This is a genomic window from Chelatococcus sp. CO-6 (assembly GCF_001271345.1).
GTDB classification, from domain to species: Bacteria; Pseudomonadota; Alphaproteobacteria; order Rhizobiales; family Beijerinckiaceae; genus Chelatococcus_A; species Chelatococcus_A caeni.
Map to the genome: position 1 here is coordinate 1,280,684 of NZ_CP012398.1, position 18,477 is coordinate 1,299,160.

Annotated in this window: 20 protein-coding genes and 1 other RNA gene; 13 read left to right on the forward strand and 8 right to left on the reverse strand. The window is 69.1% G+C overall.

Annotated features, from left to right (window positions below):
• Positions 1-22: 22 nt before the first annotated feature.
• Complete coding sequence (locus AL346_RS06020; RefSeq protein WP_019400816.1) at positions 23-1,909, reverse strand: extracellular solute-binding protein; 1,887 nt, start codon at positions 1,907-1,909, stop codon at positions 23-25.
• 236 nt (positions 1,910-2,145) lie between these two features.
• Entirely contained in the window at positions 2,146-2,697 is a 552-nt protein-coding gene (locus AL346_RS06025) for a cytochrome c family protein (RefSeq protein WP_019400817.1), read from the reverse strand.
• Positions 2,698-2,980: 283 nt separating this feature from the next.
• Here AL346_RS06025 and AL346_RS06030 point away from each other — a divergent pair, with 283 nt between their 5' ends.
• From AL346_RS06030 to AL346_RS06040, 3 genes are all read left to right on the forward strand, one after another.
• Positions 2,981-3,718, forward strand: coding sequence for a 3-deoxy-manno-octulosonate cytidylyltransferase (locus AL346_RS06030; RefSeq protein WP_019400818.1), 738 nt, complete (start codon positions 2,981-2,983; stop codon positions 3,716-3,718).
• 26 nt (positions 3,719-3,744) lie between these two features.
• The gene (locus AL346_RS06035) at positions 3,745-4,602 is read left to right on the forward strand and encodes a prephenate dehydratase (protein WP_019400819.1); all 858 of its coding nucleotides are present in this window, start codon (positions 3,745-3,747) and stop codon (positions 4,600-4,602) included.
• A 178-nt stretch (positions 4,603-4,780) separates the two neighbouring features.
• Positions 4,781-5,419 (forward strand): GNAT family N-acetyltransferase, encoded by a 639-nt coding sequence (locus AL346_RS06040; protein ID WP_019400820.1) that lies wholly within the window; start codon positions 4,781-4,783, stop codon positions 5,417-5,419.
• An 8-nt stretch (positions 5,420-5,427) separates the two neighbouring features.
• Here AL346_RS06040 and nudC read toward each other — a convergent pair whose 3' ends face one another.
• Together nudC and AL346_RS06050 are read right to left on the reverse strand one after the other, a co-directional pair.
• Positions 5,428-6,405 (reverse strand): NAD(+) diphosphatase, encoded by a 978-nt coding sequence (gene nudC, locus AL346_RS06045; RefSeq protein WP_245303224.1) that lies wholly within the window; start codon positions 6,403-6,405, stop codon positions 5,428-5,430.
• Positions 6,406-6,419: 14 nt separating this feature from the next.
• Positions 6,420-6,845: an HIT domain-containing protein gene (locus AL346_RS06050; protein WP_026014887.1), complete on the reverse strand. Its 426-nt coding sequence runs from the start codon at positions 6,843-6,845 to the stop codon at positions 6,420-6,422.
• Between the two features lie 168 nt (positions 6,846-7,013).
• Between AL346_RS06050 and ffs the strand changes: the two genes are divergently transcribed.
• The 7 genes from ffs (at position 7,014) to AL346_RS06080 (ending at position 13,658) form a co-directional block, all read left to right on the forward strand.
• Positions 7,014-7,112, forward strand: an RNA gene (ffs, locus tag AL346_RS24545) — signal recognition particle sRNA small type.
• A gap of 98 nt (positions 7,113-7,210) precedes the next feature.
• Positions 7,211-9,052 (forward strand): DNA polymerase III subunit gamma/tau, encoded by a 1,842-nt coding sequence (locus AL346_RS06055; protein WP_053193410.1) that lies wholly within the window; start codon positions 7,211-7,213, stop codon positions 9,050-9,052.
• Between the two features lie 55 nt (positions 9,053-9,107).
• A complete protein-coding gene (locus AL346_RS06060; protein ID WP_019402402.1) occupies positions 9,108-9,431 on the forward strand; it encodes a YbaB/EbfC family nucleoid-associated protein in 324 nt (107 codons plus the stop codon).
• A gap of 299 nt (positions 9,432-9,730) precedes the next feature.
• On the forward strand, positions 9,731-10,333 hold the full coding sequence (gene recR / locus AL346_RS06065; RefSeq protein WP_053193413.1) for a recombination mediator RecR: 603 nt from the start codon (positions 9,731-9,733) through the stop codon (positions 10,331-10,333).
• 84 nt (positions 10,334-10,417) lie between these two features.
• A complete protein-coding gene (locus AL346_RS06070) occupies positions 10,418-11,410 on the forward strand; it encodes a methyltransferase (protein ID WP_019403695.1) in 993 nt (330 codons plus the stop codon).
• A 93-nt stretch (positions 11,411-11,503) separates the two neighbouring features.
• Positions 11,504-12,043, forward strand: a complete 540-nt coding sequence (locus tag AL346_RS06075) for a TIGR02281 family clan AA aspartic protease (protein WP_019403696.1) — start codon at positions 11,504-11,506, stop codon at positions 12,041-12,043.
• A 115-nt stretch (positions 12,044-12,158) separates the two neighbouring features.
• Positions 12,159-13,658, forward strand: coding sequence for a phosphomannomutase/phosphoglucomutase (locus tag AL346_RS06080; protein WP_053193418.1), 1,500 nt, complete (start codon positions 12,159-12,161; stop codon positions 13,656-13,658).
• Between the two features lie 9 nt (positions 13,659-13,667).
• Here AL346_RS06080 and AL346_RS06085 read toward each other — a convergent pair whose 3' ends face one another.
• The 4 genes from AL346_RS06085 to AL346_RS06100 all read right to left on the reverse strand — a co-directional run bounded on the left by AL346_RS06085 (position 13,668) and on the right by AL346_RS06100 (position 16,259).
• The gene (locus tag AL346_RS06085; RefSeq protein WP_019403698.1) at positions 13,668-14,306 is read right to left on the reverse strand and encodes an HAD family phosphatase; all 639 of its coding nucleotides are present in this window, start codon (positions 14,304-14,306) and stop codon (positions 13,668-13,670) included.
• An 89-nt stretch (positions 14,307-14,395) separates the two neighbouring features.
• Positions 14,396-15,037: a TadE/TadG family type IV pilus assembly protein gene (locus tag AL346_RS06090; RefSeq protein ID WP_019403699.1), complete on the reverse strand. Its 642-nt coding sequence runs from the start codon at positions 15,035-15,037 to the stop codon at positions 14,396-14,398.
• Between the two features lie 4 nt (positions 15,038-15,041).
• Positions 15,042-15,611, reverse strand: coding sequence for a TadE/TadG family type IV pilus assembly protein (locus AL346_RS06095; RefSeq protein WP_245258934.1), 570 nt, complete (start codon positions 15,609-15,611; stop codon positions 15,042-15,044).
• 159 nt (positions 15,612-15,770) lie between these two features.
• A complete protein-coding gene (locus tag AL346_RS06100) occupies positions 15,771-16,259 on the reverse strand; it encodes a pilus assembly protein N-terminal domain-containing protein (protein ID WP_019403701.1) in 489 nt (162 codons plus the stop codon).
• 530 nt (positions 16,260-16,789) lie between these two features.
• On the opposite strand from AL346_RS06100, the gene AL346_RS06105 reads away from it, so the two are divergent.
• The 3 genes from AL346_RS06105 to cpaB all read left to right on the forward strand — a co-directional run bounded on the left by AL346_RS06105 (position 16,790) and on the right by cpaB (position 18,475).
• Positions 16,790-16,978, forward strand: a complete 189-nt coding sequence (locus AL346_RS06105) for a Flp family type IVb pilin (protein ID WP_019403702.1) — start codon at positions 16,790-16,792, stop codon at positions 16,976-16,978.
• A 70-nt stretch (positions 16,979-17,048) separates the two neighbouring features.
• Positions 17,049-17,558 carry a prepilin peptidase gene (locus AL346_RS06110; RefSeq protein ID WP_019403703.1) on the forward strand — a complete coding sequence of 170 codons (510 nt, stop codon included), beginning with the start codon at positions 17,049-17,051 and terminating at the stop codon, positions 17,556-17,558.
• A 122-nt stretch (positions 17,559-17,680) separates the two neighbouring features.
• On the forward strand, positions 17,681-18,475 hold the full coding sequence (gene cpaB, locus AL346_RS06115; RefSeq protein ID WP_019403704.1) for a Flp pilus assembly protein CpaB: 795 nt from the start codon (positions 17,681-17,683) through the stop codon (positions 18,473-18,475).
• Positions 18,476-18,477 lie beyond the last annotated feature (2 nt).

Here is an 18,477-nt window from a genome sequence, read left to right on the forward strand (position 1 = left end):
GCGGCGCCGGTCATCGCGCCTCTCATCCCTTCCAGCCGATGGCTCGCGCCTTGTCGGCGTCGTACCACCAGGTGCCCGGCGCGCCCGAGCCGTATTTCGGCGTCTTGTCCGGCCGCGAGAAGATGTCCCAGTAGGCGACCAGCGTCTGGTCCTTGTACCACATCGGCACCCAGTAGCGGCCGGCCCTGAGGATGCGGTCGAGCGCCCGGCAGGCGATGGTGAGCTCCGCGCGCGTCTTGGCCCGGCCGATGCGCTCGATGAGCGCGTCGATGGCAGGGTTCGCGATGCCGGCGACATTGCGCGAGCCCGGCGTCTTCGCCGCCTCGGAACCGTAGACGACACGCATGCTGTCCCCGGGCGTCAGGCTGCCGCTCAGCGCCATGCTCGCCATGTCGAAGTCGAAGTCGTCCATGCGCCGCCGGTACTGGGCCGCATCGACGATGCGCGAGCGCGCCTCGATGCCGAGCCGCTGCAGGTTCTCCTGGAAGGGCTGGGTGTGCGGCTGCAGCGTCGGCTGGAAGTCGAGGAACTCGATGGTGAAGGGCTGCCCGTCCGGCAAGAGGAGGCGCCGCCCCTCGCGCTTGCAGCCCGCATCGCGCAGGAGCTCGTCCGCCCGCCGCAGCAGGGCGCGGTCGCTGCCGGAGCCGTCCGACACCGGCGGCACGTAGGGCTCGCCGAAGACCTCCTCCGGCAGCTCGGCCCTGAACGGCTCGAGGAGCGCCAGCTCCTCCGGCGAGGGCGTGCCCGTCGCCTTCATCTCCGAGGCCTCGAAGAACGACGTCAGCCGCCTGTAGGCCGAGTACATGATGTTCTTGTTCGTCCACTCGAAGTCGAAGGCGAGGCCGATCGCCTCGCGCACGCGCGGGTCGCGGAACTGCGCGCGGCGCGTGTTGAAGTACCAGCCCTGCGTCGGCACGGCGGAACGCGTCGGGATCTCCTCGCGCTTGACGCGGCCTGCGCGCATGGCCGGGAAATCGTAGCCCGTCGCCCAGATGCGGGCCGTATATTCCTCATGGTAGTTGAAGGCGCCGGACTTGAAGGCCTCGAAGGCCACCTGCCGGTCACGGAAATATTCGTAGCGGATGCGGCCAAAATTGTTGCCGCCGACATTGACCGGCAGGTCGCGCGCCCAATAGTCCTCGACCCGCTCGAATTCGATGAAGCGGCCGACCTCGAAGCGCCCGACCTTGTAGGCGCCGGAGCCGAGCGGCGCCTCGAGCGTGGTCGCCTCGAAATCGCGATTGCTCCAGTAGGCCTTGGAGAAGACCGGCAGGCTCGCGACGACGAGGTGCAGGTCGCGGCTGCGCTGCGGCGACAGACGGACGGCGACGACATCCTCGCGCTCCACCTCCGTGCCGACGACCTCGGTCAGGATGGCGCGGTAGTTCGGATGCCCTTTCGTCTTGAGGATGTCGAGCGAGAAGGCGACGTCCTCGGCCGTGATGCGCGAGCCGTCGTGGAAGCGCGCCTCGGGCCGCAGCACGAAGCGGTAGGTCAGTTCGTCCGGCGAGATGCGCACGGCACGCGCCACGAGGCCGTAGAGCGCATCGGGCTCGTCGCCGGAGCCGGCCATCAGCGTGTCGTAGGTCAGGTCCATCCCGGCCGCGCCGTCGCCGCGCAGCACGAAGATGTTGAGCGTGTTGAAGGTATCGAAGTTCTGGTTGCCGCCCGCCTGCTTGATCTGCAGCGACAGCGTGCCGCCCTTCGGCGCATCCGGATTGACGTAGCTGAAATGCTTGAAGTCCGGCGGATAGGCGAGGTCGCCGAAGGCGGAGAGGCCATGCACCTCGGCCTCGTCGGCCAGCCCCATGCGCGGCATGAACAGCCCGGCGGCCGTCGCGCCGCCCGCCGCGAGCAGGGCGCGCCGGGTGAAGGAAAAGCGCGTCGGGTCGAACAGCGGTCCGTTCACGTGTCTCGTCTCCTTCCGCAAGGGCGCCGGGCACGCCGATGCACGGAGGCGGGCGGCCGGCTTCCTGCGCGCCCCTACCTCGCAAGGCGCGATGCATCGGCACAGTAGGACGGCCGGCAGGGTCAGCGGAACCCCGGTTGTCGAAATTGTGTGGCGGGAGAAGCGCCGGCGCGGCGCTTAAAAACGATTCGGCCGGGCTTTTGGCCCGGCCGTCTCGGCTGTCCCGGATGTCCCGCTCACTCCGCCGGCAGCGGCGCGGGATTGTCGGAGAGGGTGCGCAGGTAGGCGAGGATGTCCGCCCGCTCTTCCGGCTTGGGAACGCCGGCGAAGGCCATGATCGTGCCCTTCATGTAGCCGCGCGGATTGGCGATGAACTCGTTGAGGTGCTCATAGGTCCACTTCTCGCCGTTGCCGCCATGCTCCCTGAGCGTGGCCGAATAGCTGAAGTCGGACACTTCGGCGATCTGCCGGTCGACGACATCCCACAGGTGCGGGCCGACCTTGTTCGGGCCGCCCTTCTCGAAGGTGTGGCAGGCCTTGCACTTGGCGACGGCCTTCTCGCCGCGGGCCGGGTCGGCCTGGGCCAGAAGCTGGGGCAGCGGCACGGCCGGCGCCTGGGGAGCAGCCTCGCCGCCGCCGGTTGCTTCCTCGGCCGAAGGCAGGTCGTAGCCGGGCACCGCGGGCCGGTGCGGGGCGAAGACGATTCCCGCCACGATATTGAGGCCCATGACAAACAGAAGGGTGCCCAGCACGGCGCCCGCGATCTTGTTGAGCTCGAAGGAATCCATCGGTCGGCAGCTCCGGTCCGTCGCTACGGACGAGGTGTCGGCAAAGGCAAGGGCGCCGCACGGGGGCAGCCCCATGCGGCGGCGGATGATTACCCGCTTTGGCGGGCGCTTGGCAATAAGGCGCGTGCGGTTATGTCGTCGCACCGCCCCCGCGCGCGCAATTGTCCACCGCGCGTCGGGGAGGACGGACCGCGCAGCGCCTGCTATAAGCGCCCGGCGCGCCGGGCCGCTCCCCGCGGATACCCGGCCGCGCCGCAACGAGAACGACCAGCGAAACGCCGACATGTCCGACCCCATCGTCCTCATCCCCGCCCGCCTCGCCTCGACGCGCCTGCCCGACAAGCCCCTCGCGGACATCGGGGGCGAACCGATGATCGTGCACGTCATGCGGCGGGCCGAGGAGGCCGGCATCGGTCCGGTCGCCGTCGCGACCGACGCGCCGGCCATCGCCGAGGCCGTGACCAGGGCCGGCGGACGGGCCGTGATGACGCGCCCGGATCACCAGTCGGGCTCGGACCGGATCCACGAGGCCCTCGAGAGCCTCGATCCGGAAGGCCGGCACGACATCGTCGTCAACGTGCAGGGCGACCTGCCGACCATCGATCCGCGCGTCATCACCGCCTCGACGCGGCCCCTTGTCGACCCGGCCGTCGACATCGCGACGCTCGCAGCGATCATCACGCGCGAGGAGGAGCGGACGGAGCCGAGCGTGGTCAAGGCCATCGGCAGCGAGATCGCGCCGGGCCACCTGCGCGCGCTCTATTTCACCCGCGCCACCGCGCCTTACGGCGAAGGGCCGCTGCTGCACCACATTGGCCTCTATACCTATCGCCGCGCGGCGCTCGCCCGCTTCGTCGCCCTGCCGCCCTCGCCGCTGGAGCGCCGCGAGCGGCTCGAGCAGCTGCGAGCCGTCGAGGCGGGAATGCGCATCGACATCGTCGTCGTGGACGACGTGCCGCTCGGCGTCGACACGCCGCATGATCTCGAACGCGCCCGCGCCATGCTCGCGCCGCGCCGCTGACCTTATCTTCCGCGAGGACTTCCCCAATGGCCAAGAAGATCATCGCCTACCAGGGCGAGCCCGGCGCCAATTCGCACATCGCCTGCAAGGACGCCTATCCCGACTGGGAGCCCCTGCCCTGCGCGACCTTCGAGGACGCCTTCGCCGCGGTGCAGGAGGGGCGGGCCGAGCTCGGCATGATCCCGATCGACAATTCGATCGCCGGGCGCGTCGCTGACATCCACCATCTCCTGCCGACCTCGGGCCTCCACATCGTCGGCGAATATTTCCTGCCCATCCACTTCCAGCTGCTGGCCCCGAAGGGGGCGACGCTCGCCACGATCAAGACGGTCTACAGCCATGTGCACGGCCTCGGCCAGTGCCGCAAGATCATCCGCAAGCTCGGCCTCAAGGCCGTGGTCGCGGCCGATACCGCAGGCTCCGCCCGCATGGTCGCGGAATGGAACGATCCCGCCTCGGCCTCGCTCGCCACCCGCCTTGCCGGCGAGATCTACGGCCTCGACACGCTCATGGAGGACGTCGAGGACGAGGCCCACAACACGACCCGCTTCGTCATCCTGTCGCGCACGGCGCAGTGGATGGAAGCCGGCAAGGGACCGGCCGTCACCAGCTTCGTCTTCCGCGTGCGCAACGTGCCGGCGGCGCTCTACAAGGGCCTCGGCGGCTTCGCCACCAACGGCATCAACATGACGAAGCTCGAGAGCTACATGATCGAGGGGCATTTCTTCGCCACGCAGTTCTACGCCGAGGTCGAAGGCCACCCCGAGGACAAGTCGCTCAAGCTGGCACTGGAGGAGCTCGGCTTCTTCTCGCGCGAGCTCAACATCCTCGGCGTCTTCCCCGCCCACCCCTATCGCGAGAACATCCGCGAAGCCGCCGAGTAGAATCCGCCGGCCGCGGTGCTGCGCGGCCCGCCGCCGCGTGATATGGTGAGCCAACAAGACGAAGCTGGCCCCCATCAGCCGGCTCAGCGAAAGTCGTGTTGTCGTACCAGTGTCGCCCTTTTGTGGCCGTTCTCCTGGTCGAGACTGCACGCCAATCGCCAGATCAGGGAGCCGCGTCATGTCGATCATCATCAGACGTGCCACACCGGCCGACATCGAGGCCATCGGTCGTCTCGTCATCGACGTTTGGCGGGAGACCTATCGCGGCATCCTCTCCGACTATGTGCTCGCGACCCAGACCGTGCCGGTCGGCGAGCGCAGCATCCGCTTCGTCGGGCTCGACAGCGACGGCAACGGCCGCGCCGCGCTCGTCGCCGAGCGGGCGGGCGAGGTCGTGGGCTTCGCCGCGGCGGGTCCCGCGACCGACGGCAGCCTCGGCACCGTGGCCGAGATCGCGCCGCCCTATGTCGCCCGGCGGCTGCAGTTCCGCGGCATCGGCGGACGCCTGATGGGCGGCCTCGCCCATGCGCTCATCGCCTCCGGCCATGCCAGCGCCGGCCTTTGGATCCCGCGCGACAACGTCGCGGCGGTGGCCTTTGCCCGCGCGCTGGGCGGCACGGTCGCCGGCACGCGCAGCACTTGCGCCGGCGAGACGATGCTCGAGGAGATCGCGGTCATCTGGCCCGATCTCGCCGATCTCGCCGTCTGGCACGAGGAGCCGGTCGCGCTCTCCCGCGCCGGCCGGACGGCGCCGGGCCTCGCCGCGTCCGACATCGTCGCCGCCGATGCGCTCGCCCGGCTGCGGCCGGGCGGCTGAGCGGCCGCTCAGAAGCCCTCGCCCTCCTCGACGAAAGCCTTGAGGATGTGGTGCGCGATGGCGAAGGGCAGCGGGGCGGTGAGCCCGTCCGGGTGCTCGCCGCGCAGCATGGCACCGACCTCCGCCCGCGTGAACCAGCGCGCGTGCTCCAGTTCGATCGCGTCGACGACGAGATCCTCGTCGAGGGCCTCGGCGAGGCAGCCGATCATCAACGACGACGGAAACGGCCAGGGTTGCGAGGCGAGGTAGCGCACCCGCCCGGTGCGGATGCCCGCCTCCTCCATGGTCTCGCGGCGCACGGCGTCCTCCACCGTCTCGCCCGGCTCCACGAAGCCGGCGAGGCAGGAGTACATGCCGGGCGCGAAGCGCGCCTGCCGGCCGAGCAGGCAGCGCTCTCCACGAACCGACAGCATGATGACGACCGGGTCGGTGCGCGGAAAGTGCTGCGCGCCACAGGCGGCGCAATCCCGCCGCCAGCCGCCGCTGGCGCTCGCCGTCCGCGCTCCGCAATTGGCGCAGAAGCCGTGCCGGCGGTGCCAGTCCATCAGGGCCTTGCCCTCGCCGAGCGGGCCGAGCTCGTCCTGCGGCAGGAGGCCCTGGACGGCGATGGAGCGCAGGTCGATGGCGAACAGGCCGCTCTCCTTGAGCCGCTCCGCCTCGCCGGCCGCGATCAGCGTCGCGAACAGCGGCGTGCCGTCGAGCGTGCCGAGCAGGGCCGTCTCGGCGACCGGGGCGAGCGCCCCGGCCTCGGCCATGGTGAAGCGGGGCGTGAAGGCCTCGCCATCGCGCCTGAGGATCGGGACGTCCCCGGCGATGACGAAGGAGCGCGCCTCGGGCAGCGCCATCATCGCCGCGATGTCGCTCGCCTTCTCGCGTCGCTCGGAGTGGCGGACGAGACGGTTGCGGGAGAAGCCGATCCGCGCCGAACGTTCGGGAAAGATCTCGCCGGACGGGGAGGCGGTGTCGTCGGACATGTTGCGGGCCATGCGTTCCATTCCTGTCAGAGGCCGAGCCGGGCGCGCAGCCCGGCCGTGAGGCGCTCCGCCGCGGCGACATCATAAGGCTCGGCACGGCCGACGCCCCAGACCGGGCCGGGCCAGGCCGCGTCGCCCGTTGTGCGCGCGATCACGTGGACATGCAGCTGCGGCACCATGTTGCCGAGCGCCGCCACGTTGAGCTTGTCCGTCGGCACGAGATCGCGCAACGCCTGCGACACCTGGCGGATCTCGGCGCTCAGCGCCGCGTGGTCCGCTTCCGACAGGTCGACGAGTTCGCGCGCCTGCGCCCGGCGCGGCACGAGGATGACCCAGGGGAAGCGGCTGTCGTTCATCAGGAGGAGCCGCGACAGCCCGAGCTCGCCGATGGGGCGCGTATCGGCCGCGAGGCGTGCGTCGAGCTGGAAGGCATCGGTGGTGCTGTCTGGCATGTCGGGGAGGTCCGCATCCGGGCCGTTCTGGCCGCTGCCCAATCTATAGGCCCGCCGCGCCGATCGGCCAACGGCGAAAGCAGCCGGAACGCTGTCGCCCGCCCCTGCGCTGTGGAGCGGCCCCAGCTTGAAGCTTGCACAAGCGGCCGCGATCCCCGATATAGGGGGCGGGAGGTTGGCGTTGGACGTTCCACTCGCCAACCGGGTCAGGTCCGGAAGGAAGCAGCCCTAACGAGCACGGGCGGGTCTTCGTTCAGCCTCCCACCTATCAGACCGGGATCTGGCCTCTCTCTCGGGACGTCGCCCACGGCGTCGGACACGTGGTTGCGGCCACGCTTCCCGCGAGCCGCAGCGTGAAGGGGCCGATGACGGATTTCGACACCGTGACGGACGAAGGCGGCGCAACGGACGATGCGCCCGCCCTGCCGGGCCTGCCGCAGCCGGCCCCCGCGCCGAAGTCCGGCGCCTACCGGGTCCTCGCCCGCAAGTACCGGCCCCGCGCCTTCCCCGATCTCATCGGGCAGGAGGCGATGGTGCGCACCCTCTCCAACGCCTTCGAGACCGGCCGCATTCCGCAGGCCTGGATGCTGACCGGCGTGCGCGGCGTCGGCAAGACGACGACGGCGCGCATCCTCGCCCGCGCCCTCAACTACGAGCGCCCCGGCATCACCGGCCCCACCGTCCACATGCCCGAGCTCGGCGTGCACTGCGAAGCCATCATGGAATCGCGCCACGTCGACGTGATGGAGATGGACGCGGCCTCGCACACCGGCATCGACGATGTGCGCCAGATCATCGACGGCATCCGCTACGCCCCCGTCTCGGCCCGCTACAAGGTCTACATCATCGACGAGGTGCACATGCTCTCGGAGAAGGCGTTCAACGCCTTCCTGAAGACGCTGGAGGAGCCGCCGCCGCACGCCAAATTCGTCTTCGCGACGACGGAGATCCGCAAGGTCCCCGTCACCATCCTCTCGCGCTGCCAGCGCTTCGACCTGCGCCGCGTCGAGGCGGGCACGCTCGTCGCGCATCTGACGCGGATCTGCGCCGCCGAGGCGGTGGAGGCCGAGCCGGAAGCCCTCGCCATGGTGGCCCGCGCCGCCGAGGGCTCGGTGCGCGATTCGCTCTCGCTGCTCGACCAGGCCATCGCCCACGGGGCGGGCCGCGTCGGTGTCGAGGAGGTCCGCGCCATGCTGGGCCTTGCCGACCGCGGCCGCATCATCGACCTGTTCGAGCACGTGATGCGCGGCGACCTGCCGGCGGCGCTCGGCGAGTTGAAGAGCCAGTATGACGCCGGTGCCGATCCCGCCGTCATCCTCACCGACCTGGCCGGCTTCACCCATTTCGTCACCCGCCTCAAGCTCGTGCCGGCCGCGGGCGAGGATGCCGCCATAACGGACGTCGAGCGCACGCGCGGCGCCGACTTTGCGGCGCGGCTCTCGGTGCGCATCCTCTCGCGCACCTGGCAGATGCTGGTGAAGGGCATCGCGGAGGTGCAGGCGGCGCCCCGGCCCATCGCGGCCGCCGAGATGGTGCTGGTGCGCCTCGCCTATGCCGCCGACCTGCCGACGCCGGACGAGGCGCTGCGCCTCCTGCGCGAGGGCAATGCCTCCGCGCCCGCGGGCAGCGGCAGTGCCGGGCCCGCCGGCGGCGGCGCGACGATGAGCGGCGCCGAACGCCCGCGCCCGATGCTGGCCGCGAGCGGCCCTGCCCTCGCCCGGGCGCCCGCCGCGGCCCCGGCCATGGAGCCGGCCGTGCCGCAGATGCGGCTCGCCCGCTTCGAGGATCTCGTGGCGCTCGCCGGCGAAAGGCGTGACATCGGGCTGAAGCGCGCGCTGGAGCGCGACGTGCGCCTCGCCCATTTCGAGGACGGGCACGTGGAATTTGCGCTCGTCGACGGGGCGAGCAAGACGCTCGCCGGCGACCTCTCCCGCCGCCTGCAGGAGTGGACGGGTCGGCGCTGGGTCGTCTCCATCGCCCGCGAATCCGACACCCCGACCTTGCACGAGAAGGCGGAAGCGGAAGCTGCCGAGCGCCTCAGCGGCGTCGCCGGCCACCCGCTCGTCCAGGCGGTGATGCAGCGCTTCCCCGGCGCCGCGATCGTCGACGTGCGCGACATCGCGGCCGAGGAGGCCGCCGCGGCGCCGACCGTGGAGGAAGGGCTCGCCCCGGCGGACGAAGAGCCCTATATCGACGATGATTTCTGATCGGACGCTCGTCCGGTCGCCCGATGTTCTGATCGCTTGAGCGGGAGCCACGACCATGAAGGACCTGATGGGCCTGATGAAGCAGGCGCAGGCCATGCAGCAGAAGATGGCCGACATGCAGGCCGAGCTCGGCAGCCTCGAGGTCGAGGGCACGGCCGGCGGCGGCGTGGTCACCATCCGCATGACCGCCAAGGGCGAGGTCCGCGCCGTGAGCATCGACCCGAGCCTGATGAACGCCGACGAGAAGGAGATCCTCGAAGACCTCCTCGTCGCCGCCAGCAACGACGCGCGCCAGAAAGGCGAGCGCCTCGCGCAGGAGCGCATGGCCGAGCTGACCAAGGGCCTGCCGCTGCCGCCCGGGATGAAGCTGCCGTTCTGAGGGGCGTAGCCCTTCCCCTGAGCGGCTCGATGTATATGGCGCGGGGGCGCTGGTCCCTCCCCTCGAGGGGAGGGTGGATCGCGCCAAAGGCGCGAGACGGGTGGGGTCAAGGCCGGGTATGGCGCTCCACAATGGCAGTCGCGGCCCCTTCCGTCGCCGCTGCGCGGCGCCACCTCCCCCCTTGCAGGGGAGGATCAAGAGCGCGGATTGCATCGCCCTCCTCAAGGGGGAGGCAGGCCGCGCAGGCGCACACCTGGAAAATGACGATATCGCACCCGCGCCCGCTTGAGAGATCCTGCATGCCCTCACCCGTCGGACCCGAGATCGAGCGTCTCATCCAGCTTCTCGCCCGCCTGCCCGGGCTCGGCCCCCGCTCGGCCCGGCGGGCGGCGCTGCATCTCATCAAGAAGCGCGAGCAACTGCTCGCGCCGCTTGCCGAGGCGGTGCGCGTCGCCGCCGAGCGCGTCGTCGTCTGCTCCAGCTGCGGCAATGTCGACACCAGCGACCCCTGCGCCATCTGCGCCGATGCGCGGCGCGACCCCTCCGTCCTCATCGTCGTCGAGGACGTGTCGGACCTGTGGGCGCTGGAGCGCGCGGCCGTCATGAACGCGCGCTACCATGTCCTCGGCGGCGTGCTCTCGGCCCTCGACGGCGTGCGGCCGGAGGACCTCAACCTCGACGGGCTCGTCGCTCGCGCCGCCGCCCCGGAGGTCAAGGAAGTCATCCTCGCCCTCAACGCCACCGTGGACGGCCAGACGACGGCCCATTACATCACCGACCTCCTCTCGCATCTGCCGGTGAAGATCACGCGCCTCGCCCACGGCGTGCCCGTCGGCGGCGAGCTCGACTATCTCGACGAGGGCACGCTCTCGGCCGCCATCCGCCAGCGCACCACCTTTTAGGCGCCGGGCGAAGCGAACCGGCCGGAAGGGCGGTGCCTGAATCGCGCTCTTCTGGTAGGCTGCCTCGTCAGGCGAGGAACGGCCATGCGGACGCCATCGCAACAGGCCATCCGGCTCGGATTTGGGTTCGCCATTTCACAAGCGCTGCGCGCCGTGATCGAACTCGGCGTCCCTGACCTGTTGGCCGATGGCGAACGGCCGATGGATGAACTTGCCGCAGCCACGGGAGCGCATCCGGAAGCGCTTTACCGGGTCATGCGGCTGCTCGCGTCGGAGGGGGTGTTCCGGGAGGTCGAACCCCATCGTTTCGCGCTGACGGATATCGGTGCCACCTTGCGCAGCGGCGCTGCGGGTCCCGGCGACCTGGTGCGCATGCTCAACAGCGAAGCCTATCTCGCCTTCGCCGAGCTCCTGCATTCCGTCCGCACCGGCAAGCCGGCTTTCGACAAGGTGTTCGGCAGCCCGCGGTTCGACTGGCTGTCGCGCCATCCGGAGAGGGCCGCATTGTTCCAGCGTGCCATGGTCGCGATAAGCCAGGGCAGCAACGAAGCGGTTGCCGGAGCCTACGATTTCGGTTCGTTCACGCGCGTGGTCGACGTCGGCGGCGGGCACGGCCAGCTTCTCTCGGCAATCCTTGCCCGCAACCCGCACCTGACCGGCGTGCTGTTCGATCTGCCGTCCGGCACCGAGGCGGCCCGCCAGGAGATCGGAGGCAACCTGCCGCGTACCGAGATCGTTGCCGGCGATTTCTTCGAGAGCGTGCCCGCCGGCGATGTCTACATGATCAAGAAGGTCATCCACGACTGGGACGACGAGCGCGCCGCGCTCATCCTGCGCAATTGCCGCAAGGCCATGCCGCCGAACGGCAAGGTCCTTGTTGCCGAAACGCTCGTGCCGCCGGGCGACGAGCCCGGCGAGATCAAGACCGTCGACGTCATCATGCTCGCCGTCACCGGCGGCCTGGAGCGGACCGAGGCGCAATATGCCGACCTGTTCGCAGCCGCCGGGCTGCAGCTCGAGCGGGTGATCGAGACCTCTGCGCCCATCTCCATCCTCGAGGCTGCGCCCGCTGCGTGAGGACCGTTCGAACTGATGGTTCCCGGTTCACGCGCCGTTCATGCTTGCCCCGCATGATGGCGCCGGACTTCGCCGCTTGCGAGGAAAGGCTGCATGACGGGGCTCATGGTGAAGACGACGGCGGCGGCGCTCGTCGTGGTCGCGCTCGCCCTGTTCGTGACGACAGATCTCGCCGGCCGCCTCGCCGGACCCAACGTGCCTGCCCGCACGGAGGCCGCCGCCTCAGCCGTCGACATCCCTGCCCCATCACCGGCGAGCGGCACGAGCGAACGCCTGACGAAGGCCCGCAACGGCCATTTCGTGGCCGAGGCCCGCATCAACGGCGTCGCCATGCGCATGCTGGTCGACACGGGCGCGAGCCTCGTCGTCCTCAACGAGGACGATGCGGCGCGCGCCGGCATCCGCCCCTTCCCGAGCGACTACAAGCATCGGCTGAGCACCGCGAACGGCGTGACGCTGGGCGCCCGCAGCACCTTGCGCGAGGTGCGGCTCGGGAGCATCGTCGTACGCGACGTGGATGCCGTCATCCTGAAGCGCGAGGCGCTCGCCACCGGCGGGCTCCTCGGCATGTCGTTCCTCTCCCGCCTCGGCGGCTTCGAGACCACCGCCGACATCATGGTGTTGAAACCTTGAGGCAAAAGCGACGTTGATCCCCTCGGTCCAGCTTCCGCCGCCATTGGCGGCGAGGCTTGGAGCCGAGCCATAGCCCGATATCCCGAGTGCCCATCAGAAGGACGAAGCCAACTCCATGTTTCCGAAGCCCCTGCCGGCCCTGACGCCGAACACCTACGACTACGAATCGCTGCCGATGGTGAAGCCGACCGGCTTTCGCGAATACGACGCCCGCTGGCTGTTCCAGAAGGAAATCAACCTCATGGGCGTGCAGGCGCTGGGCATGGGCCTCGGCACGCTGCTCAAGGAGATGGGGGTCAAGCCCGAGATCGTGACCGGCCACGACTTCCGCGGCTATTCCTCGGCCATCAAATATGCCCTCGTCTCCGGCCTCATGGCCGCCGGCGTCCGGGTGAAGGACATCGGCCTCGCTCTGTCGCCGATGGCCTATTTCGCACAGTTCGACCTCGACGTGCCGGCGGTCGCCATGGTCACCGCCTCGCACAACGACAACGGCTGGACGGGCGTGAAGATGGGCGCGCGCCGCCCCGTCACCTTCGGCCCCGAGGAGATGGGCCGGCTCAAGGACATCGTGCTGTCGGCAAGCTTCGACCTCACCGGCGGCGGCGCCTATGAATTCATCGAGAACTTCCCCGCCCGCTACATCGCCGACCTCACCGACCGGCCGAAGCTGAGACGCAAGATCAAGGTCGTCGCCGCCTGCGGCAACGGCACGGCCGGCGCCTTCGCGCCGAAGGTGCTGGAAGCGATCGGCTGCGAGGTGATCCCGCTCGATGCCGAGCTCGACCACACCTTCCCGCGCTACAACCCCAACCCCGAGGACATGAAAATGCTTCATGCCATGGCGGAGAAGGTGCGCGAGACGGGCGCCGACGTCGGCCTCGGCTTCGACGGCGACGGCGACCGCTGCGGCGTCGTCGACAACGAGGGCAACGAGATCTTCGCCGACAAGATCGGCGTCATGCTCGCGCGCGACCTGTCGACCCTCCACCCCGGCGCCACCTTCGTGGTGGACGTGAAGTCGACCGGCCTCTTCAACACCGATCCCGCCCTCCAGAAGAACGGCGTGAAGGTGGACTACTGGAAGACCGGCCACAGCTACATCAAGCGCCGCGTCAGCGAGCTTTCGGCGCTGGCCGGCTTCGAGAAGTCGGGCCACTTCTTCTTCAACAAGCCGGTCGGCCGCGGCTATGACGACGGCATCCTGACGGCCCTCGCCGTCTGCGACATGCTCGACCGCAACCCGACGAAGTCGATGGCCGATCTCTACCGCGACCTGCCGAAGACCTGGGGCTCGCCAACCATGGCGCCCCACTGCGCCGACGAGGTGAAGTACGAGGTCGTCGAGCGCGTGGTGAAGCGCTTCACCGGGATGAAGGACAAGGGCGAGGCCGTCGCCGGCCAGAAGATCGTGGACCTCGTCACGGTCAACGGCGTGCGCGTCGTCGCCGAGGACGGAACCTGGGGTCTCGTGCGCGCCTCCTCCAACAAGCCCGAGCTCGTCGTCGTCGTCGAGAGCCCGGTGTCGGAAGCGCGCATGCGCGAGATGTTCAAGGCCGTCGACACGGTGCTGCGCGAGAACCCCGAGGTCGGCGCCTACAACCAGACGATCTGACCATCGGCCTCACACGGGCAGGCCCTCGGCCCTGAGGGCCTGCGCCAGGCGGACAGGATCGGTGAAATGGTGCGCGGCCATGCCCACGGCACGGGCCGCCGCCACGTTGGCGGGGCTGTCGTCGATGAACAGGCACTCCGCGGCATTGAGGCCGTAGCGGTCGACGAGCAGGCGATAGATCGCCTCGTCCGGCTTCACCAGCCGCTCGTGCGCCGAGACGACCGTGCCCAGGAAGCCGTCGAGGAAGGGAAAGCGCGCCCGTGCCAGCGCGAATTTCTCGGCGGAGAAATTGGTGATGGCATAGGTCGGCACGCCCGCGGCGCGCAGCTCCTCCAGGATGCGTACCGTGCCCTCGATGGCGCCCGGCACCATCTCGTGCCAGTGCCGGTCATAAGCCTCGATCTCGGCGCGCCATTGCGGGAAGGCCGCCACGCGTTCGGCAATTGCCTCGGCGAAGGAGCGGCCGCGATCCTGCTCCAGGTTCCATTCCGGCGTGCAGACCTCCGCCAGGAAGCGCTCGACCCGCTCCTCGTCGCCGTCGAAGATGCGGCGGTAGAGGTGGCGCGGATCCCAGGAAATGAGAACGTTGCCGACGTCGAAGACGACGGTGGTGATGCGCGTCCTGGTTGCGGCCTCTTGGTCGATCATGGTGCGGCGCGGGCTCCCTCGGGATGGCTCCTCGGCCGCAATCTGCGCCACGGCGGCGGCGCGCACAAGCCGCCGGCGCGGGTCCGCGTTCAGCTCACCTTGCAGGTCGACTGGCCGTCGCGCGCGACCTGCGCCACCGAGCGCGGGCGCATGTAGGTCGTCTCGCTCATGCGCAGGACGCCGTTGTCGAAGACATTGCCGAACAGGCCGAGCATCTCGAAAACGCCGGCAAGGCCGGTGGAATAGGGATAGGTCACCTGGCCGATGATGACGGAGGAGCTGACGTTGCTGGCAAGGTCCGCCGCCGAGGCCGGGAAGGTGTAGACCGACCCCGCCGCCGGCGCGATGCCGGCCCTGTTGGCGTCGGACCAGCACACGCGCGCCGCACCCTTGCTGTCGATATAGACGCTGAACAGGGCAAGCTCCGCCCCGGCCGGCGAATAGGGTGCCATCACCGCCGCCGCCGCCGCGAAGATATTGTCCTTCTCGCCGTCGCTGATGCGGCTGCGCTGGGCGGTGAGGTCGGCGAGCGCCCGCGAGGCGATGGTCAGCTTGCGGTCGATGCTGATGCCGATCGTCGTCACCGCCATGCCGAGATACATGACGAGCATGAGCGGCAGCACGAGGGCGAACTCGACGGCGGCGACGCCGCGCCGGTCACGCCCGAAGGCGCCGAGCCCCGCCGCCAGCCACCGGCTCGAGACCATCAGGAATTTGCCGGCAACGCTCATGCGCTCATGCCCCCGAGGCCTGCGGCTGCGGGAAGGGCTCGTTGCGGAAGGCCGCCGAGGACATGATCAGCCGGTTGCCATTGGCAAGATTGCCGAGGCCCGGGTTGAGCAGCGGCACGAAGATCGGCACCTCGAGCGCGACGCGCACCACGACGATGTCGCCCGCCTGCCCCGGGGAAAAGGTGAAGTTGCGCGTATCGACCTCGCCCCGGTTGTTGATGGGCAGCGAGGTATCGGCCCCGGAAAAGCCGGAGAAGGTGCGCACGTCGATGGCGACGCGGGCGCGGCAGTCCTCGGCGCTGACCAGCACGAAGGGGCCCTGTGCGCACACGTCTTCCTTGAACTTCTTGAGCTTTTCCTCGGTCGATCCGCCGTAGCCCCCCGCCTGCACCTGGCCGGTGAGGATGAGCCGCGCCGAATTCTGCACCGCCGTCTCGAGCGACTGTTCGGTGAAGAAGACGAGCGCCGTCTCGATCAACGTGAACATCAGCGCGATGAAGGGGATGACGACGATGGCGAATTCGACCGCCGTCGCGCCCTCCTTGTTGCGGCGGAACAGCCGCAACAGGGACACGAAACGGCGGGAAGCTCGCCTCTTCGCAGCCATCGCGGTTGCCCCCTTGCACATCATCATCGCCATTGCCGGGCGTCACATCGCCGGTGCTGCCAAGGTGCAAGATAATTGTCATGCACTCCCGCGCGCCAGCGAAAGATCAGGTGTTGGTTACGACAACTATTCGCCGGTCGCGAGCTTGTTGCGCTGCTTCGCCTGTTCCGTCCGTTCGGAGAAGTAGTTCATGTCGTCGCCCAGCGTCAGCATGGGCTGGCAATTCGGCGTGCACGACAGCGACTCCCGCCCGGTGCCGCGCATGACGGTGACGACCGTCGCCGCCGGCGCCTCCACCTGGATCAGGGCTTCGGCAACGACATTGCCGCCCGCGTCGATCGCGATGAGATTGGTGGTGCCGTAGCTCTTGCCGGTGACGACAAGGACGCCGTTGCGCTGCAGGTTCACGTCCGCGATGGCCGGATTGCCGACGACGACCGTCTGCGCGCCTGTCGGCAGGCGCACGAGCCGCGCCTGGTCGGCCGTGACCGTGACGGTCTCGCCCGCCGTCAGGGCCGGTGCCGGCGAGGCGGCTGCAAGACAGGCAAGCGCTGCTGCAACCGCGGCAAGTCCGGCCCGGCCATTGGCCGAGCCCACGTTCCGGCGCCCCATCATGCCCGCCAACCCCTCACCTTCCCACGAATATTGCCGACAACTTGCCGGAGAATGGTGAAACTTTGCCTAACGCACCTCGCCCCCGTGTCCGCCGATGCAAACGGTGCAACAGCGCGGCGCTGGGGTGCGCAACTGCCCCCGCCGTCATGCCCGCGCTTGTCGCGGGCAGCCACGTCCCGGAAAGTCGCGCAACGTCAAGGCGTGGATGGCCGGGACGAGCCCGGCCATGACGGGAAGGGTCTGCCCAGCGCCGCCGAAACGCTCGCATGCGGAACAACTTCGGAAAACCCGGCGCGGGACTGGACTGGACATCCCTGCCGGACACCCCTCCTCCTGAATGGGCAGTTACTATTTGTCGACAATTGTAATAACAGCCGTTTAACTATATTGCACAAGTCATCGCCATGTGCCACTTTCTCTGATCACTTTAACTTTGCCGAAAGAAGCAGGCGATAACGTCGGCGTCAGTTCCGAGCGGTGCAGCGAAAACAACCGGCGGACAGTGCAGCAGTGATAGCAGGAGTTCATCCATGAAGACGCTGTTTTCCCGTTTTGTCAGCGACGAGTCCGGCGCCACCGCCATCGAGTACGGCCTGATTGCCGCGCTGGTGGCCGTCGCCATCATTACCGCGCTCACCACGCTCGGCGGCGGGCTGACCGACATTTTTGAAGGCGTCGGCGAAAGGCTCTCGGAAGAAGCGACCAAGGCCAAAAATTAAACTGGATGAATCAGGATACAACGGCCTCGTCACTGGCCGTTGTATCCATTGGCTGCAAGCAGTATAGCGCATGACCGACATCGCCATCCTCACGCTCTTTCCCGCCCTCATGGCCTTTGCCGCGGCGAGCGACATTGCGACGATGACGATCTCGAACAAGGTGAGCCTTGCGCTCGTCGCCGGCTTCTTCCTCGTCGCCTTCGCCGCTGGCCTGCCGCTTCCGGTGATCGGCTTGCACCTCGCGGCCGGGGTCCTCGTCCTGGCGATCACCTTCGCCCTCTTCGCGGCCGGCTGGATCGGCGGGGGCGATGCCAAGCTCACGGCGGCGACCGCGCTGTGGTTCGGCTTCGGCCAGCTCATGCCCTATCTTCTCGTCGCCTCCCTCCTCGGCGGCGTCCTCACCCTCGCCTTCCTGAAGTTGCGCAAGACGCCGCTGCCGGCCTTCGCCCTCGGCTGGGGCTGGGCGCAGCGCCTGCATGCCGCCAACCGCGGCATCCCTTACGGCGTCGCCCTCGCCGGCGCCGCGCTCTTCGTCTATCCGCAGACGGACATCTGGCAGGCGGCGCTCATGGTCCGCTGACGGACCCGCGAAAGTGTGCCATTCGAGCGGTCGGGCATACGTTCTGTTAACCATAATTTGACGATTGGCTGATCAGATTCCCGTCAATGGGGGAGTGACCCTCGTCGGGGTCTCTGATCGACATGAAGCCAGCCCGTCTTGTCATCCTCGGCGTCGCGCTCGTCGCGGGCGTGGCCGCGGCCTATCTTGCCACCGGCCGCAAGCCGCCGCCGGCACCGGCGCCCGTCGCGGCCGCCCCGGCGCAGAAGACCGAGGACGTGCTCGTCGCCGCCGTCGACGTGCCCATGGGCAACGGCCTCAAGGCGGCGGACCTGCGCTGGCAGGCCTGGCCGGAGGACGGCGTGCCCAAGGGCGCCGTCACCCGCGCGGCAAGCCCGAATGCGATGGAAGACGTCTCGGGCGCCATCGCCCGCACCGCTATCCTGGCGGGTGAGCCTGTCCGGCACGAGCGGCTGATCAAGGCCGACGGCTCGGGCTTCATGTCCGCCATCCTGCCCACCGGCAAGCGCGCCATCGCCATCAGCATCGACAACCGCGGCGCCTCCTCCGCCGGCGGCTTCATCCTGCCCAACGACCATGTCGACGTCATCCGCACCTATCGCGACGAGGAGGCCTCGAAGCAGCAGGGCGTGGACGTGACGGTGGCCGAGACCGTCCTCACCAACATCCGCGTGCTCGCCATCGGCCAGACGGTGCAGGAGAAGGACGGGGAGAAGGTCGTCACGGGCGAGACGGCGACGCTCGAGGTCGATCCCGGCCAGGCCGAGGTGCTGACGCTCGCCCAGAAGGTGGGGCAGATCTCGCTCGCCCTGCGCTCCCTTGCCGATGCCAACGATACCGGCTCGATCACCCGCGGCGACGATGGCTCCCTCACCATCGTGCGCTTCGGCGTGCCGGTGCAGACCCCGAGACGCTGAGC